Origin of the sequence: Chengkuizengella axinellae (assembly GCF_030730905.1) — a bacterium.
In the GTDB taxonomy this organism is placed as follows: Bacteria; Bacillota; Bacilli; order Paenibacillales; family KCTC-33759; genus Chengkuizengella; species Chengkuizengella axinellae.
Genome location: NZ_JAVAMP010000010.1, coordinates 29,815 through 46,635 on the forward strand (window position 1 = coordinate 29,815; position 16,821 = coordinate 46,635).

Sequence of the window (16,821 nt, forward strand, 5' to 3'; positions counted from 1 at the left end):
AAGGGTTCTGATTTGTATGTTGGCAAAACGAATTATTCCTTGTTTAGATGTAAAGGATGGTCGAGTTGTAAAAGGTGTGAATTTTGTAAACTTAAAAGATGCGGGAGATCCTGTTGAATTAGCTGAAATATATGATAAAGAAGGTGCGGATGAACTAGTATTTTTAGATATTTCAGCATCAGTTGAAGGAAGAGCTACAATGGTAGAAGTTGTTAAGCAAACAGCTGGAGAAATCGCAATTCCTTTTACAGTAGGCGGTGGAATCAGCAGTGTTGAAGATATGAAAAAATTATTGCGAGCTGGGGCAGACAAAATCGGAATGAATACAGCAGCCGTTAAAAATCCTAATCTAGTGTCGGAAGGTGCTCAAAAGTTTGGTTCACAATGCATTGTTGTTGCTATTGATGCAAAGTATAATGAGGAATGGAAAGAATGGGAAGTTTATACACATGGTGGTCGAAATGCTACAGGCATTAAAGCTTTACAATGGGTAAAAGAAGTTGAAAAATTGGGTGCTGGTGAAATTTTATTGACAAGTATGGATGCAGATGGCACAAAAGATGGATTTGATATACAATTAACAAGAGCAGTTTCAGATCTTGTGAACATTCCAGTGATTGCATCAGGAGGCGCAGGGAAGTCTGAGCACTTTAATGATGTGTTTTCTGCGGGTAAGGCAGATGCTGGTCTTGCAGCTTCTATTTTTCACTATAAAGAATTGTCAATTGAAAATGTGAAGCATGATTTGAAGCAAAAAGGGGTGGAAGTTCGTTGACTGAGCAACAGTTAAAACCATCAGAACAATCAATAAATGATCTAATTGAAACTATAAAATGGGATGATCATGAGCTTGTCCCTGCTATTGTTCAAGATCAGAGCAGTAAAGAAGTACTAATGATGGCTTACATGAGTAAAGAATCATTGAAACTTTCATTAGAAACAAAGGAGACTTGGTTTTGGAGCAGATCACGTCAGAAGTTATGGCATAAAGGTGAGACTTCTGGTCATACTCAATCCATTGCAAATTTGAAATATGATTGTGATGCAGACACTTTGTTGGTATTAGTCAATCAAAAGGGACCTGCTTGTCATACAGGGGAGCAAAGCTGCTTTTTTAATGAAGTTGCTGCAACTTCAGAAAACGATAAATTAGATGCTCCAAGGAATCAAACTTTTAATATTTTGGCTGAATTGCAATCTGTCATTGCAAAGCGATATGATGAAAGACCGGAAGGGGCTTACACTACCTATTTATTTGATAAAGGAGTAGACAAGATCCTTAAAAAAGTCGGTGAGGAAACTGCTGAAGTCATTATTGCAGCCAAAAATAAAGATAATGATGAGTTGACGTACGAAGTTAGTGACTTATTATTCCACCTTATGGTTTTGTTAAAAGATAGAGATTTACCAATTGAAAACATTATGAAGGAGTTAGAAAAACGCCATGCTGATTGATTATCATACTCATCATGAACGCTGTGGACATGCTTCTGGCTCTTTGGAAGATTACGTTAAAAAAGGCATTGAGATCGGTTTGCAGCAATTAGGCTTATCGGATCATATGCCTTTAATTCATGTAGATCCAAAAACGTATCTTCCAGGAATGGCAATGCCCTCAGATGAACTTCCTAGATATGTTGAAGAATGTTTTTTACTGAAGGAAAAGTATAAAAATCAAATTGATATTAAAGTTGGGCTTGAGGCAGATTATATTGAAGGCTATGAAGAAGAAATTGAGAAGATCATTTCTTCGTATACATGGGATTATGTCATTGGATCTGTACATTTCTTAGAAGAGTGGGATATTTCGGATTTCAGACAGTTAGATCAATGGGAAAATAAAGACGTTGATGAAGTATTTAATCAGTATTATGATGCTGTACAAAAAGCAGCCAAAACAGGGTTGTATGATTATATTGGTCATTTAGATGTCATAAAAAGGTTTGGTCGAAAGCCAAAAAATGATATGATAGAGGTAGAGAGGCAAACGCTAAATGTAATTAAGGAATATGATTTAGCAATAGAATTAAATGCCTCTGGTTTACGCATGCCTGTTGAAGAAATGTTTCCAAGCGAGCGTATTTTAACTGAATGTTATAAGCTTGGCATTCCTCTAACAATTGGTTCAGATGCACATAAACCAGAACAGCTTGGTTTATTTCTGGATCAGGCGCGAAATTTGTTGAAAAAAGTAGGATTTACACAATTAGCTACGTATGATAAGCGTAAGCGAATCATGGTAGGATTATAACTTTCAGTCGGAAATGATGGAATTTCCCACTGAAAAAAAGGTTCACTTTTTAAATATTTCAGGAGGTCAATCATGAATTATGAATGTGTGAAAGTATTCACAGGATCTGCCAATCCTCAGCTGGCACAACAAATATGTAACAATCTTGGAAAAACATTAGGGAAGATAAAACTTTCCAGATTTAAAAGTGGAGAGATTTATGTTCATTTCGAGGAATCCATTCGTAATTGTGATGTTTTTCTCGTTCAATCCATTTCTCATCCGATTAATGAACATTTAATGGAGCTTCTTGTTATGATCGATGCTGCAAAAAGAGCATCTGCGCGAACTATTCAAGTTGTACTTCCTTACTATGGATATGCTCGACAAGAGAGGAAAGCTGCTCCGCGTGAGCCGATCTCTGCAAAGTTAGTTGCAGATTTATTAACTACAGCAGGAACTAGTCGTGTGATTACAATTGATTTACATGCTCCTGCAATCCAAGGATTTTTCAATATTCCAGTGGATCATTTAACAGCATTGGATCACATCACTCACTATTTAAAAGCACAAAATATACAAAACCCAATTGTTGTTTCCCCAGATGCAGGTAGAGCATCCACGGCTGAAAAACTGGCGAATTATTTAGATTCACCATTTGCGATCATGATTAAAAAACGTCCTGCACATAATGAATCAGTCATTACTCACATTATTGGTGATGTTCAAGGACAAACACCAATCATTATTGAAGATATGATTGATACAGGAACAACCATTGTAAATGTAGTGGAAGGTTTAAAAGAGAAGGGTGCTAACGATGTATATGTATGTGCAACACACCCAGTTTTCTCTGGTCCAGCATTAGAACGATTAAATCATCCAAATATAAACGAAATTGTCGTTACGGACTCCATTGCGCTACCTGAAGACCATCCAACGAAATTTAAAGTGATTTCAATGGCTGGATTACTTGCAGATGCAATTAAAATTATTATGGAGGGCGGCTCCATTAGTACTTTATTTAAGTCGCGAGGAGTATAGACTATTTTATATATAAACGATTCGATGGGGTTTACCTTATCTAATCATGATTCAAAAATCCCGACAAGTGAAGGAATAGGTAAGCCTTTTTCTAACTTTTTGGGGTTTTCTTTTATTTGCTCATTCCACAAAAGCTTACTTCCTTATATATTCTTTCCTTACATGATGCTGCGGGAAAAGAAGTGAATTTATATATGGAATTAAAAAAAGGGCCTGTTATATTAACTTTTTACCGTGGAAATTGGTCTCCGTATTGCAATTTAGAGCTTCGTGCATATCAACAAGCTTTACCAGAAATTAAAGCGTTAGGCGCTCAATTGATTGCAGTAAGTCCGCAAACACCAGACAATTCATTATCCATGAAAGAAAAACATGAATTAGCATATCCTGTATTAAGTGATTTAGGATCGAAAGTAATAGAAGAGTATAACTTGTTATTTCGATTACCGGACTATCTAATCGATGTATATAAACTCCGAGTTGATTTAGAAAAATATAACGATAGTGACGCGTGACATTACCAGTCCCTGGGACGTTTATTATCAATACAGACGGTCAAATTAAAAAAGCATCGGTAGTCCCTGATTATACGAAACGAATGGAACCTTCAGATGCAATTAATGTATTAAAAACATTATAAGTGATCAGAATGGAATAAGGTATGAACAAATAATAAAAAGGCTGTAGATGGAAAGATAGTCACAGCCTCTTTTTTAATTCTCAGAGATTACTGGATACTTATTTGTTTAAAAAGACACTTACTTTTGTACCTTTTTGGTATGTATCTCACTTTTTTAGGTAACATAGATGTGTTATACTTTGTTTGATTCTAATATAAAGTGTTGCAAATATGAAATACGGGAAAATGGAGGTGCCTGCAAAAATGCAAAGAAAAAGAACAGTGGTTGAAAGCAGTAAAACTAATATTGTATCACTGAATATGAATGCCACATTCTTTTACGAAAAGGCTGTCCATTTTTTGGACCGTTATCAATATACAAAGGCACTAAAATATTTTCGAAGAGCGATGGAGTTAGAACCAGAAAATCCAGTTAATCATTGTAATATGGCCGGTGTATATTCAGAATTAGGCAATTATACCGAATCGAACAAAATTTTAAAAAAGGTACTCGATGAAGTGGATCCTTCTATGACTGAGTGTTATTTTTACATGGCTAATAATTATATGAACTTGGATTTGTTTGAATCAGCAGAAGAGGCGTTAATTTCTTATCTAGAAAAGGATGTTGAAGGGAATTTTTTAGAAGAGTGTGATGAAATGATCGAGCTTCTAAGTATTGAACTTCAAAGAGATATTCCAATCAAAAAATTAAAATCTAAAGAGAAGTTTTTTGATCATGATCGTGCAAGGCATTTATTAGAAGAGGGAAAGTGCACGGAAGCTATTCAGCTTTTGGAAAAAATCCTTAGAAAATATCCGGATTTTATTGCAGCTCGTAATAATCTTGCACTTGCTTATTATTATATAGGTGACTATGAAAAAACCTCCAAACATATTGATGAAGTCTTAAAAGAGGATCCTGGAAATTTACACGCGTTATGTAATCTAGCCATATACTATAGACAGACTCAAAACGAGTCGGAATTATCATCTCTATTAAAATTATTGAGTAAAACTTATCCTTATCTTCCAGATCAGCTTTATAAACTAGCAATGACTTTAGGGTTATTGGGGAACCATGAAATGGCATACCATCATTTTTTAAGATTGATCAAATCAGGAGACGAGGTATTAGAACCTTCATTGTTTCATTACGCAGCTGTTGCTGCTTTTAATACACATAGATATGATAAGGCACTTCGTTTATGGAAACAAGCTCGGAGTTTAAATGAAGATGATATTGTGCCGATTTTCTTTATAAATGAACTAGATGATATACTTGAGGATTCAAACGTGAAACTGAGTTATCATTACTTTTTACCTTATGAAGAACATTTTCAAATGCTTGGCAAGTGGAAAGAAAATGTGATATACGAGTGGGAAACGAATCATTTAGTTCGAGTCTCATTAAAATGGGCGTTGCTTAATGGTAGTTTGACAAATAAACTTCAGGTGTTAGAAATTGTAAGTTTTATTCAGAACAAAGAAGTGGAAAATATATTGAGAAATTTTCTTCTTAAACCCAATGAAAGAGATAAATTAAAACATATCGCTGTTTTTCTGTTACGTGTGATGAAAGCTGATGAACCATATCAAGTAAGCTCAGATGGGAAAACGATGTCTTCTGTTGATATGCTGCCATTATCTAAACATCTCCCAAATTGGGATGATAAGTGGCATGACATTATTAATGAGACTTTAAATCAGATGGAAGATCGATTTGACGTTCAACAAAAATTTGAAATGTACACACTTTGGGTTAATTTTGTAACTGAGAAATACCCAAACGTTCCGAAAATAAAAAAAGTAAATGGCTGGTCTGCAGCACTTGAGTATCTTATAGCTAAAATATACAGTATTGAGATTACCTATCGAGAGGTTTCTGAGAAATATAATGTATCTGTATCTACGATTAGAAAGAATGTTGAAATAATAAAAAAATCAGTTTTGTAATATAAATTACTTTCTTTTTTTATTATTTGGTTTATAATGATTATTAAATAATAATTATTATAAACAAACCAATTGTTTATATGAGGAGGAATTGTAATGCATAAAGCAGTCGTAATAGGAACAGGACCATCAGGATTAACTGCGGCTATTTATTTGGCTCGTGCAAATCTAGAACCATTAGTCATAGAAGGACCTCAGCCTGGAGGCCAATTGACGATCACTACTGATGTAGAAAATTTCCCTGGATTTCCTGATGGGATTATGGGTCCAGAATTAATGGATAATATGCGCAAGCAAGCTGAAAGATTTGGTGCGAAATTTATGACAGGGTGGGTTAATAAAATAGATCATACTAACCGACCTTTTAAATTATCCTTGGAAGGTTCTGAGGAAATTGAAGCTGAATCCGTTATTATTTCTACTGGGGCGTCAGCTAAATTGTTAGGTATTCCAGGTGAAACGGAAAATATGGGACGTGGAGTTAGTGCTTGTGCAACATGTGATGGGTTTTTCTTTAGAGGTAAAAAGGTCATTGTCATTGGTGGGGGCGACTCTGCAATGGAGGAAGCAAATTTCTTAACTAAGTTTGCAACCGATGTGAAGATTGTTCATCGTAGAAATGAACTTCGAGCTTCTAAAATTATGCAGGATTATGCTCGCAAGAATGAAAAAGTTAGTTGGGGATTAGACAAAACACCGATAGAAGTGGTAGCAGGTGAACATGGGGTAACTGGTTTAAAAGTTAAGGATAATGAATCTGGACAAGAGGAAATTATTGAAACGGATGGAATTTTTGTAGCCATTGGTCATCGCCCAAATACGGATTTCTTAAATGGGATTTTAGAAACAGATGATGTGGGTTACATTCAAGTAAAACCTGGTACAACTCAAACGAATGTAGAAGGTATTTTTGCATGTGGGGATGTACAAGATAAAATTTATCGCCAAGCTATTACAGCTGCAGGATCAGGTTGTATGGCAGCTTTAGATGCTGAGAAGTTTTTAGAAGGAAATGTAGTACACGACTGGAGTCAATCGATCGGAAGTTAAAAATGATTTAAATGGAAGTAATTTTAAAACAAGAACTCGCCTTTAGGCGGGTTTCTTTTTGCTTTGGCAAAAAGATTGAACATTGTCGGAAAAAAGAGGATTTTGACATTAGATTTGTATGAACTTCATGGTAATATAGACCATAGTGCTTTTTGCTGCAGATGGTGTCTTGACCTAGTTTAATGCATAGCTTATAGTTGGAGGTAAAAGATTGTTTGAATAAACCGTAAAAAACGCTGAAAATGGAACTTTTTTAAATATAGAATCAAGTGAAAATTGAATTCAATAAAATTAAAATTCGAGGTGTAAAGAATGTCAGAGCAAATTTATATAGGTGTAGATTTAGGAGGAACAACTGTCAAAGTAGGAATTTGTGACAAGGATGGCAAGCTAGTTCAAACTTATGAGGGTCCTACGGAATCTGAGGGCGGTTACGAACTAGTTACAGATAATATCAATACCTATGTAAAAAAAATTGTTGAGTCCTCCACATACAGTTGGGACAATGTTGCTGGTATTGGAGCTGGGATCGCAGGATTTGTAGATAAAAATGGATTTGTAAAAAAAGCAGCTAATTTAGGTTGGGAAAATGTCCATGTAAAAAATGTTTTAGAAGAGAAAATAGGAAAACCAGTGATTGTAAATAATGATGCAAATGTTGCTGCATTAGGAGAAGCATGGAGTGGTGCTGGTGCTGGTGCTGGTGTGTCAGACGTTGTTTGTTATACATTAGGGACTGGTGTTGGCGGCGGAATTATTATAGAAAATAAAATACATCAAGGATTTAATGGAATGGCAGGGGAAATCGGACATATGTCGGTTGTGCCTGATTTAGAGGCTATTCAATGTGGTTGCGGACAAAAAGGTTGCCTTGAGACGGTATCCTCTGCAACAGGAATCATACGGATGGCTAAAGATGCAGTGGAAAGAGGAGATCGAACTTCATTGTCTTTGCTTGAGACGATTACAGCGAAAGATGTATTTGATGCTGCAAGAGTGAATGATGAAGTTGCTATTCGAATTGTAAAAAGAGCTGCATATTATTTAGGAAGGTCGATGTCTGCGCTTGCGGTTGTTTTAAACCCTCAACGATTTATTGTAGGCGGTGGGGTGTCTAAAGCCGGGGATATTTTATTTGATCAAGTGCGAGAAAACTTTAAGACATTTACACCGGGTGCATTGCAAGAAGGTGTAGATATTGTTCCTGCAAAACTTGGGAATGATGCAGGTATCGTCGGTGCTGCAGGTTTGAACTTATTTAAAATTTAGCTTCTCTAAAGGGGGAGGAAAGATGGAGAGCTCTACTCATATAGCTAAATTAGTGATTATTACGGGGATGTCAGGTGCAGGTAAGACGGTAGCTGTTCAATGTTTAGAGGATTTAGGTTTTTTCTGTGTTGATAATTTACCTCCTGTATTAATTCCTAAGTTTGCTGAACTGATCGAACAATCAAATGGTAGAATTGGAAAAGTTGCCTTAGTTATTGATTTAAGAGGAAGAGAGTTTTTTGAAGCTTTATCTGATTCTCTTAAATATATCAAAAATAATTATACAATAAAATGTGAAATTCTATTCTTAGATGCAACAGATACTGTACTTGTACAAAGATACAAAGAGAGCAGAAGACGTCATCCTTTAGCACCTGAGGGGTTACCCCTAGATGGAATACAAATGGAACGTAAATTGCTTGAAGAATTAAAAGGTTCATCTACCTTGGTTATCGATACGAGCCATTTAAAATTAGCCGAGTTAAAAAAGAAGATTTCATCTAGTTTTACAGAAAATAAACAGGATGGAATTCATATTAATGTGATGTCCTTTGGTTATAAGTACGGTACACCTATTGATGCTGATTTAATTTTTGATGTACGTTTTTTGCCTAACCCACATTACATTGAGAATCTTAGACCAAAAACAGGGAAAGATACAGATGTTTATAACTATGTCATGAAGTGGAATGAAACACAAACCTTTTTAACAAAATTACTAGATTTATTGCAATTCTTGATTCCTCAATATATCAAAGAAGGTAAAAGTCAAATTGTAATCGGCATTGGATGTACTGGAGGAAAGCATCGATCCGTTGCTATAGCAGAATACTTAGGGAAAATGATAAGCAATAGCGAATCTGAACGTATTAGAGTAAGTCATCGTGACTCACATCGAGATCATTAGGGGGAGCGCATAATGGATAACATACAGCTTCCTAAAATTGTTGTCATAGGTGGCGGCACAGGTCTTTCTGTTATGCTGCGGGGTTTGAAAAAAAAGCCGCTCGATATTACAGCGATTGTAACCGTAGCGGATGATGGAGGCAGTTCAGGAATTCTTAGATCTGAAATGCAAATTCCTCCTCCAGGGGATATACGTAATGTAATTACTGCATTAGCTGATGCAGAACCTATTTTATCTCAAGTATTATCTCACCGATTTACAACTGGTACTGGATTAGCTGGACATAGCATGGGGAATTTAATCCTTGCTGCCATGAAGGATATTACAGGCGATTTTGTGACAGGGATTAAAGAGTTGAGTAGAGTTTTAGCCGTTAGAGGCAGAGTTCTGCCTGCGTCAGGTCAGGCCATAGTTTTGAAAGCAGAAATGGAAGATGGGTCTATTGTCACAGGAGAATCTCAAATCCCTAAAGTTGGAAAGAAGATCAACCGAGTTTTTATAGACAAAAGTGAAGTTACTCCTTTACAAGAAGCAATTGAAGCGATTAAGGAAGCAGATGCTATTTTGATCGGACCAGGTAGCCTATATACAAGTATCATTCCTAATCTTTTAGTTCCACAAATTTCGGATACTATCATTCAATCCACTGCGATCAAGATCTATGTCAGTAATGTGATGACACAACCAGGCGAAACGGATAACTATAGTGTGAATGATCATTTGCAATCCATTTACCGGCATGTAGGAACTCATATTTTTGATTATGTCATTGTAAATAATGAAGATATTCCACCACATGTTCAACAAAAATATGCTGAAAAAGGTGCTGTGCCAGTAAAGTTAGATTTAGAAGAGATAGTGAAAAACGGTTTTGAAGTGATTTCTGATCAACTTGTTTTATATCGAACCTATTTAAGGCATGATGCTGAAAAATTAAGCATGCATATTTTCCATTTAGTTGAACGTTGGATGTCTAGGAAGAGGTGATTCGTTTGTCCTTTGCGGCACAAACGAAAAAAGAACTAACCATGATTGAAGTGGATCGCAATTGTGCAATGGCTGAGCTTTCCGCTTTAATACGTATGAATGGGACAATTAAAATAACCAATCAAAGAGTAGTGTTGGATATTTTAACAGAGAATGCTGCAATCGCTCGAAGAATGTATTCTTTAATTAAAAAGCAGTTTAACATTCATACTGAAATTTTAGTTCAAAAGAAAATGCGATTAAAGAAAAATAATGTTTATATTGTTCGTATACCTGATCAAGTTCAATTGCTATTGTCAAAGCTTAGCATAGTTTCAGAGGGTTTTATTTTTAAAACCAATATTGATGAACAAATCATTCAAGACACGTGCTGTAAAAGATCATACTTAAGAGGTGCTTTTCTTGCGGGTGGATCGGTAAACAACCCTGAAGGCTCATCCTACCATCTTGAGATTGCATCCATGTATGAGGATCACTGTAATGCGTTATGTGATTTAGCCAATGAGTTTGAATTGAATGCAAGATGCATTGAGAGGAAAAAGGGTTTTATTTTTTACATTAAAGAAGGCGAGAAAATTATCCACTTTTTAAATATCATAGGTGCACATCAAGCTTTACTTAAGTTTGAAGATGTTCGGATTATGAGAGATATGCGTAACTCTGTAAATAGATTGGTGAACTGTGAGACAGCAAATTTAAATAAGACCATCGGCGCTGCCATGAGACAAATTGATAACATTAAGTTGATTCAGGAAACGATGGGATTGGATCATTTGCCTGAGAAATTAAAAGAAGTTGCGGAATTAAGATTACAGCACCCAGATTTAAATCTAACAGAATTAGGAGAACTACTGAGGGATAAGGTTAGTAAATCAGGTGTTAATCATCGCTTAAGAAAAATAGACAAGATAGCAGATCAGATTAGACATTCATAATGCAGTTTTCAAGAGTTTCATCAATTGAAATAGAACAGAACTTTTTGAACATGCACTTATAGAATTAAAATCTTAATAGTGGTATAATATATTTTATAGAAGTTGTATATAGGGGGGTAAAGTAGTTATGGTAAATCACCCGGTCGTTGTAAAATTAAAAACAGGATTACATGCAAGACCAGCTGCTTTGTTTGTACAGGAAGCTAATAAGTTTTCTTCAGAAATCTTTGTTGAAAAAGATGATAAAAAAGTAAATGCAAAAAGTATTATGGGAATTATGAGTTTAGCCATTAGTTCAGGTACGGAAATTAATATTAGTGCTGGAGGTTCTGACGCAGAACAAGCTGTAAACGCTCTAGTTGACTTATGCAGCAAAGAAGAATTAGACACTCAGTGAAATAATGAAATAATGAAATAATAAAAAGGTAAAATCCAGTATTCAACTTCTCATTAGGGAGTTTATATGCTGGTTTTTTTACAATATTAAACTCCTAATCTATGATCCCATATTAGATGAAGGACTTGACGACATCTTTAAGGGCAATAAAATCAAAAAGAAGTCACCACTAGGTGATTTCTTTTTTTATGTATAAACTGCAACCTTTACTTATTACCTATCGTCTATGAGTTTGAAAATAAAATACAGAGGAGAAAATGTTACGATGAATATGACAATGAAACGGATAACAGCTTTATTACTGGTTTCGTTAGTTGCACTCACTTATTTTGTGTTATTACAAACTAAAGATGTAAATGGTAGAGTGCAAGCAGAAGATATTAAAGAGAAGCTTAATACGATTACGGTTTTAGGTGAAGGAGAAATAACAGTAAATCCTGACGTTGCATTTGTGACTATAGCAGTAGAAACAAAAGGAGATACAGCAAGTGAAGCGCAAGAAGAAAATGCTAAAATCATTAAACAAGTGGAGTCAGTCATATTGGATACTTATAAACTAAAAGACGAAGATATACAAACAACAAGTTTTAATGTTTATCCTAGGTATCAGTATACTGAAAAAGATGCTCCTAAATTACTAGGTTATGAAAGCAAGCATTCTTTACAGATTACTTATCGAAACATAGATCAAATTGGAGAATTAGTTGATGATTTAACGAAAGCAGGTGTGAATCGAGTGGATCATATCAGCTTCAATACGGAAATAGCAGATGAATATGAATTAGCTGCAATTGAAAACGCGATGGCAAATGCAGAAGAGAAAGCAGGTGTGATTGCAAAATCTGAAAATAAAACGATTAAAGGAATCATCCATGTTGTACAAGGAAATCCTACATTCGATAGTCCGATCAACTTTGCATCTCAAGAATTATCATATGATGCTTATAATAATACTTCAATAGCAAGTGGACAGATAAAAATTACAGCGAATGTAAGTGTTCAATATGAATACTGATATACTCACAAAAGTGAGCAAAGCATAGAGGTTTTAAAATAAAAGAAATAAGGAGAGAGTGACAATGCAAATGACAAGTAAAAAATTATCTATTATTTTATTGACAGTAGTATTAGCAGCTGCAGCTTGGATTGGTTTTTTTCAACCCACTAATGTAAATGGGAATGTAAAGGCTCAGGAGAATGGGAGTGCAAACAACCAAACGATAACAGTTACAGGTAATGGTGAAATCATGGTGGACCCTGATGTGTCTTATGTTCAAGTAACAGTTGAAACAAAGGGAGAGACAGCTGAACAATCTCAGAATGAAAACGCAAAAATTATGGCAGACGTTGAGAAAGTGTTGTATGAAACATATAACTTGGATGAGGAAGATGTGAAAACTGCAAGATATAATGTACAGCCTCAATATCAGTATATACAAGACAAAGAACCAAAATTGTTAGGTTACAAAACAAGCCACAGCTTGCAAATCACTTATAGAGACATTGATGAGATTGGTAAGCTGGTAGATGATCTTACAAAAGCAGGTGTTAACCGAGTAGACAATATTCAGTTTGGAACAGAAAAAGCAGATGAGTATGAATTAAAAGCAATTGAAAAAGCAATGGCAAATGCAAAAGAAAAAGCAGCAACGATTGCAAAGACTGAAAATAAAACAATTAAAGGTATCGTGCATGTAGTTCAAGGCGGAGCTTCATCTATAGACCCACTCTATGGTGCAACTGCTAAAATGTATGCACTTGAATCTGAAGCTGCACCTACTTCCATTTCAACAGGACAGATTAGTATTAAAACACAAGTTACAGTTCAATACGAATTTTAATCGTGGGGTAAAGATGAAAAGAAAATTAGGTACAGTTCTAAGTTTTAGCTTTAGCTAGTGGAATATTTATGGTCGTAGCAGTGAATGCCAGCTCAATTTATCTCCCGGAAGAATAGAAAAAAATAAAGAGGCTGGGACATAAGTTGAAATCTAGCTGGTTTTTGTACAATAAGCATAATTAAAACCGCATGAAATCAAGGTTTATAAATTTGATTTCATGCGGTTTATTCATTTTCGCTGGGTTTTGTCCCAGCCTCTTTATTTCATTTAAAGCTTTATTTTATCTTCTCAATCACTTCATCAATTAAACCATATTCCTTGGCTTCATCCGCACTCATAAAATAATCACGGTCTGTATCCTTTTGAATCTTCTTTAAAGTTTGACCTGAACGATCAGCTAAAATACGATTTAATTTGTCTTTCATGTTGATAATTCTTTTTGCTCTAATTTCTATATCACTAGCTTGACCTTCTGCACCACCAAGCGGTTGGTGAATCATTACTTCACTATTTGGTAAAGCATAACGTTTTCCCTTTTCACCAGCTGTTAAAAGGAATGCACCCATGGATGCTGCCATACCAACACAGATCGTAGAAACGTCTGGTTTAATAAATTGCATAGTATCATAGATGGCCATACCTGCCGTAATAGAACCTCCTGGACTATTAATGTACAAGCTGATATCTTTGTCTGGATCATCAGAAGCTAGGAATAACATCTGTGCGATGATGGAATTAGATACAGCATCATTTACGGGGCTACCGAGAAATATAATACGATCTTTAAGAAGTCTAGAGTAAATATCGTATGCGCGCTCTCCACGATTGGATTGTTCTACAACCATAGGTACGTAATTCATAAAATATATACCTCCTAATTTATAATTAAGTTTAAAATAAATATCATGTAATATACATCATAACTTAAAATGATACTAAAGGTCAAGGAAGGTCAAACAAAGATCAAAAAAAATGTTTTGACTCAATTGGAATAGCAGATTATATTACTGGTTTAAGTTTGGCGCGCTCGCGAGGAATTGAACCTCGATCTCAGGTTCCGGAGACCTGCGTCATATCCATTGGACCACGAGCGCAAAAAAACACATAGTACTAGATATTATATGATATGCATGCCATAAAATCAATTAAATTCATAACAGCATTTATATTCTTCATTTAATATATTATATAGGTGTTTAATATCTTTACATTCTTCCGCTAAAGAGTTATAATGACATCGAGGCAAATAAGCCGCTTATTTTTTTACCATAGTGGGACTTAAAATGTTTATGCGGGACATATAAAGTCCAAATATGCAAAACATGGTTTAATTAATTAGGTTTGGTCAAACCTGTCCAGTATTATTTAAAATCTGGTAAGACTTCATTTCTAATGAAAGTGTAATATAAGATGAGGTTTTACGGAATGTTAATACAGGAGAATCGATTTGGAGTGAGCAAGTTTGCGAAAAATTTTAGACATTCAAAAACAGCTATTGCCTGATTTAACGGAAGTTTTAAATAAACGGTATACGATTTTACATCACATATTATTGTCAGGTGTAGTTGGTCGAAGAACGTTAGCTTCATCGTTGAATATGACAGAAAGAGTGTTAAGAGCTGAAGTTAATTTTTTGAAGGAACAAGGACTTCTAGAAATTGAGACTATAGGTATGAGAATAAGTGATTCTGGAAAACAGCTTATGGACCAGCTTCGTCCCATTATGAAAGAGCTATTAGGATTAACTGATCTAGAAGAGCAAATCCAAAATCGATACGGATTAAAACAGGTTGTTATAGTTCCAGGAGATTCAGACTTCTCAGAATACACAAAAAAAGAATTGGGTCGTGCTGGAGCAGCGATGTTACTCAAATACGCTGCAAAAGAAGATATTATTGCAGTGGCTGGTGGCTCAACGACTTCAGAAATTGCAAATCAATTATCGGCATCAACTCATTTAAAAGGGAATTTATTTGTTCCTGCCAGAGGCGGATTAGGTGAAATGCTTGAACTTCAAGCCAATACGATAGCCTCAAATATGGCTAAAAGGACAGGTGCAGGATACCGCTTGCTTCATGTACCAGACCATCTAAGTGAGGACGCATATCAATCATTAATTCAAGAACCTAATATTAAAGAAATTATTGATGTTATACGAAAGTCCCGCATGGTTGTTCATGGAATAGGTGAAGCTATGGTTATGGCTGAAAGGCGTAAAGTAGATGAAACAACCATACGTATACTTGATTCCGAAGGGGCACTTGCAGAGGCTTTTGGGTACTACTTTAATGATAAAGGAGAAGTAGTTCATCAAATCCCTACAATTGGTCTTCGAATTGAAGATATTGAACAAACAGAAGTTGTCATCGGAGTTGCAGGTGGAAGTAGTAAATCTGAAGCTATATCTGCTGTATTAAAATTTGGACATGAGGATGTTCTAATTATCGATGAAGGCGCCGCTGTGAAAATGGTAGAAAAAATGTAAATTTGTGACTCATGATGTGCTTATAAGCCATCTTGAAATATAATATTTTTTTAAATTTTAAGGAGGAAATTTTATTATGGTAAAAGTAGGTATTAATGGATTTGGACGTATAGGACGTAACGTATTCCGTGCTGCATTAAACAATCCCGAGGTTGAAATTGTTGCAATTAATGATTTAACAGATGTGAACATGCTTGCACATCTTTTAAAATATGATACAACTCATGGAAGATTAGACGCTTCAGTTGAAGTGGGAGAAGCATCATTAGTTGTTAACGGAAAAGAAATCAAAGTATTTGCAGAGCGTGACCCTGGAAATCTTCCTTGGGGAGATTACGGAGTAGAGATCGTTGTTGAATCTACAGGAATCTTCACAGAGAAATCAAAAGCAGAAGCACATTTAAAAGGTGGAGCGAAGAAAGTTATTATTTCTGCACCTGCTAAAAACGAAGATGTAACTGTTGTTCTAGGTGTTAACGAAGAGCAATATGATCCAGCGAATCATACAGTAATTTCTAACGCATCTTGTACTACAAACTGTTTAGCACCATTTGCAAAAGTACTTAGCGACAACTTTGGTATTGTTAAAGGAATGATGACAACAGTTCACTCCTACACAAATGACCAAAACACACTAGATTTACCTCATAAAGATGCTCGTCGTGCACGTGCAGCTGCTGAGAACATTATTCCTTCCACAACGGGAGCAGCAAAAGCAGTTTCTCTTGTGTTACCAGAATTAAAAGGAAAATTAAACGGAATGGCAATGCGTGTACCAACACCTAACGTATCTGTAACAGATTTAGTTGTTGAATTGGAGAAAAACGTTACAGTTGAGGATGTAAACAATGCGCTTCAAGCTGCTGCAGAAGGCCCTCTAAAAGGAATTCTTAACTACTCAGATGAGCCGCTTGTATCTAGCGATTACAATGGTGATCCTGCTTCTTCTACAATTGATGCACTTTCTACAATGGTAGTTGGAGACAACATGGTGAAAGTTGTTTCTTGGTATGATAACGAATGGGGATATTCTTGTCGTGTAGTTGATCTTTGTAGCTATGTTGCAAACAAAGGACTATAAAAAATAATAAATTGAGATAA

Annotated in this window: 18 protein-coding genes and 1 tRNA gene; 17 read left to right on the plus strand and 2 right to left on the minus strand. The window is 35.4% G+C overall.

The window, feature by feature from the left end; all coding sequences use genetic code 11:
• Positions 1 to 16 precede the first annotated feature (16 nt).
• The 15 genes from hisF (at position 17) to Q5Y73_RS17165 (ending at position 13,235) form a co-directional block, all read left to right on the plus strand.
• Positions 17 to 775 (plus strand): imidazole glycerol phosphate synthase subunit HisF, encoded by a 759-nt coding sequence (gene hisF / locus Q5Y73_RS17095; RefSeq protein WP_305993130.1) that lies wholly within the window; start codon positions 17 to 19, stop codon positions 773 to 775.
• The gene (gene hisIE / locus Q5Y73_RS17100; protein WP_305993131.1) at positions 772 to 1,455 is read left to right on the plus strand and encodes a bifunctional phosphoribosyl-AMP cyclohydrolase/phosphoribosyl-ATP diphosphatase HisIE; all 684 of its coding nucleotides are present in this window, start codon (positions 772 to 774) and stop codon (positions 1,453 to 1,455) included. Before hisF ends, hisIE begins: the two co-directional genes overlap by 4 nt.
• Complete coding sequence (gene hisJ / locus Q5Y73_RS17105) at positions 1,445 to 2,251, plus strand: histidinol-phosphatase HisJ (RefSeq protein WP_305993132.1); 807 nt, start codon at positions 1,445 to 1,447, stop codon at positions 2,249 to 2,251. The genes hisIE and hisJ overlap by 11 nt, the downstream gene beginning before the upstream one ends.
• A 72-nt stretch (positions 2,252 to 2,323) precedes the next feature.
• Positions 2,324 to 3,274: a ribose-phosphate diphosphokinase gene (locus tag Q5Y73_RS17110; RefSeq protein ID WP_305993133.1), complete on the plus strand. Its 951-nt coding sequence runs from the start codon at positions 2,324 to 2,326 to the stop codon at positions 3,272 to 3,274.
• A 116-nt stretch (positions 3,275 to 3,390) separates the two neighbouring features.
• The gene (locus Q5Y73_RS17115; protein WP_305993134.1) at positions 3,391 to 3,789 is read left to right on the plus strand and encodes a peroxiredoxin-like family protein; all 399 of its coding nucleotides are present in this window, start codon (positions 3,391 to 3,393) and stop codon (positions 3,787 to 3,789) included.
• Complete coding sequence (locus Q5Y73_RS17120) at positions 3,786 to 3,914, plus strand: hypothetical protein (RefSeq protein ID WP_305993135.1); 129 nt, start codon at positions 3,786 to 3,788, stop codon at positions 3,912 to 3,914. Before Q5Y73_RS17115 ends, Q5Y73_RS17120 begins: the two co-directional genes overlap by 4 nt.
• A 243-nt stretch (positions 3,915 to 4,157) precedes the next feature.
• On the plus strand, positions 4,158 to 5,849 hold the full coding sequence (locus Q5Y73_RS17125) for a tetratricopeptide repeat protein (protein ID WP_305993136.1): 1,692 nt from the start codon (positions 4,158 to 4,160) through the stop codon (positions 5,847 to 5,849).
• Positions 5,850 to 5,945: 96 nt separating this feature from the next.
• Positions 5,946 to 6,899 carry a thioredoxin-disulfide reductase gene (gene trxB, locus Q5Y73_RS17130; protein WP_305993137.1) on the plus strand — a complete coding sequence of 318 codons (954 nt, stop codon included), beginning with the start codon at positions 5,946 to 5,948 and terminating at the stop codon, positions 6,897 to 6,899.
• 312 nt (positions 6,900 to 7,211) lie between these two features.
• Positions 7,212 to 8,168 (plus strand): ROK family glucokinase, encoded by a 957-nt coding sequence (locus tag Q5Y73_RS17135; RefSeq protein WP_305993138.1) that lies wholly within the window; start codon positions 7,212 to 7,214, stop codon positions 8,166 to 8,168.
• 22 nt (positions 8,169 to 8,190) lie between these two features.
• Positions 8,191 to 9,075, plus strand: coding sequence for an RNase adapter RapZ (rapZ, locus tag Q5Y73_RS17140; RefSeq protein WP_305993139.1), 885 nt, complete (start codon positions 8,191 to 8,193; stop codon positions 9,073 to 9,075).
• Between the two features lie 12 nt (positions 9,076 to 9,087).
• A complete protein-coding gene (mgfK, locus tag Q5Y73_RS17145) occupies positions 9,088 to 10,062 on the plus strand; it encodes a gluconeogenesis morphogenetic factor MgfK (RefSeq protein WP_305993140.1) in 975 nt (324 codons plus the stop codon).
• Between the two features lie 5 nt (positions 10,063 to 10,067).
• The gene (gene whiA / locus Q5Y73_RS17150; RefSeq protein ID WP_305993141.1) at positions 10,068 to 10,997 is read left to right on the plus strand and encodes a DNA-binding protein WhiA; all 930 of its coding nucleotides are present in this window, start codon (positions 10,068 to 10,070) and stop codon (positions 10,995 to 10,997) included.
• Positions 10,998 to 11,124: 127 nt separating this feature from the next.
• Positions 11,125 to 11,394: an HPr family phosphocarrier protein gene (locus Q5Y73_RS17155; protein WP_305993142.1), complete on the plus strand. Its 270-nt coding sequence runs from the start codon at positions 11,125 to 11,127 to the stop codon at positions 11,392 to 11,394.
• Between the two features lie 265 nt (positions 11,395 to 11,659).
• Positions 11,660 to 12,409, plus strand: coding sequence for an SIMPL domain-containing protein (locus tag Q5Y73_RS17160; protein WP_305993143.1), 750 nt, complete (start codon positions 11,660 to 11,662; stop codon positions 12,407 to 12,409).
• A 64-nt stretch (positions 12,410 to 12,473) separates the two neighbouring features.
• Positions 12,474 to 13,235: an SIMPL domain-containing protein gene (locus tag Q5Y73_RS17165; protein ID WP_305993144.1), complete on the plus strand. Its 762-nt coding sequence runs from the start codon at positions 12,474 to 12,476 to the stop codon at positions 13,233 to 13,235.
• A 275-nt stretch (positions 13,236 to 13,510) separates the two neighbouring features.
• On the opposite strand, the gene clpP is transcribed toward Q5Y73_RS17165, so the two are convergent.
• Positions 13,511 to 14,095 carry an ATP-dependent Clp endopeptidase proteolytic subunit ClpP gene (gene clpP, locus Q5Y73_RS17170; RefSeq protein WP_305993145.1) on the minus strand — a complete coding sequence of 195 codons (585 nt, stop codon included), beginning with the start codon at positions 14,093 to 14,095 and terminating at the stop codon, positions 13,511 to 13,513.
• A gap of 159 nt (positions 14,096 to 14,254) precedes the next feature.
• Positions 14,255 to 14,329, minus strand: a tRNA-Arg gene (locus tag Q5Y73_RS17175).
• Positions 14,330 to 14,697: 368 nt separating this feature from the next.
• Here Q5Y73_RS17175 and Q5Y73_RS17180 point away from each other — a divergent pair.
• Together Q5Y73_RS17180 and gap are read left to right on the plus strand one after the other, a co-directional pair.
• The gene (locus Q5Y73_RS17180) at positions 14,698 to 15,720 is read left to right on the plus strand and encodes a sugar-binding transcriptional regulator (RefSeq protein ID WP_305993146.1); all 1,023 of its coding nucleotides are present in this window, start codon (positions 14,698 to 14,700) and stop codon (positions 15,718 to 15,720) included.
• Positions 15,721 to 15,796: 76 nt separating this feature from the next.
• Positions 15,797 to 16,801, plus strand: a complete 1,005-nt coding sequence (gene gap / locus Q5Y73_RS17185) for a type I glyceraldehyde-3-phosphate dehydrogenase (RefSeq protein WP_305993147.1) — start codon at positions 15,797 to 15,799, stop codon at positions 16,799 to 16,801.
• Positions 16,802 to 16,821: the final 20 nt, after the last annotated feature.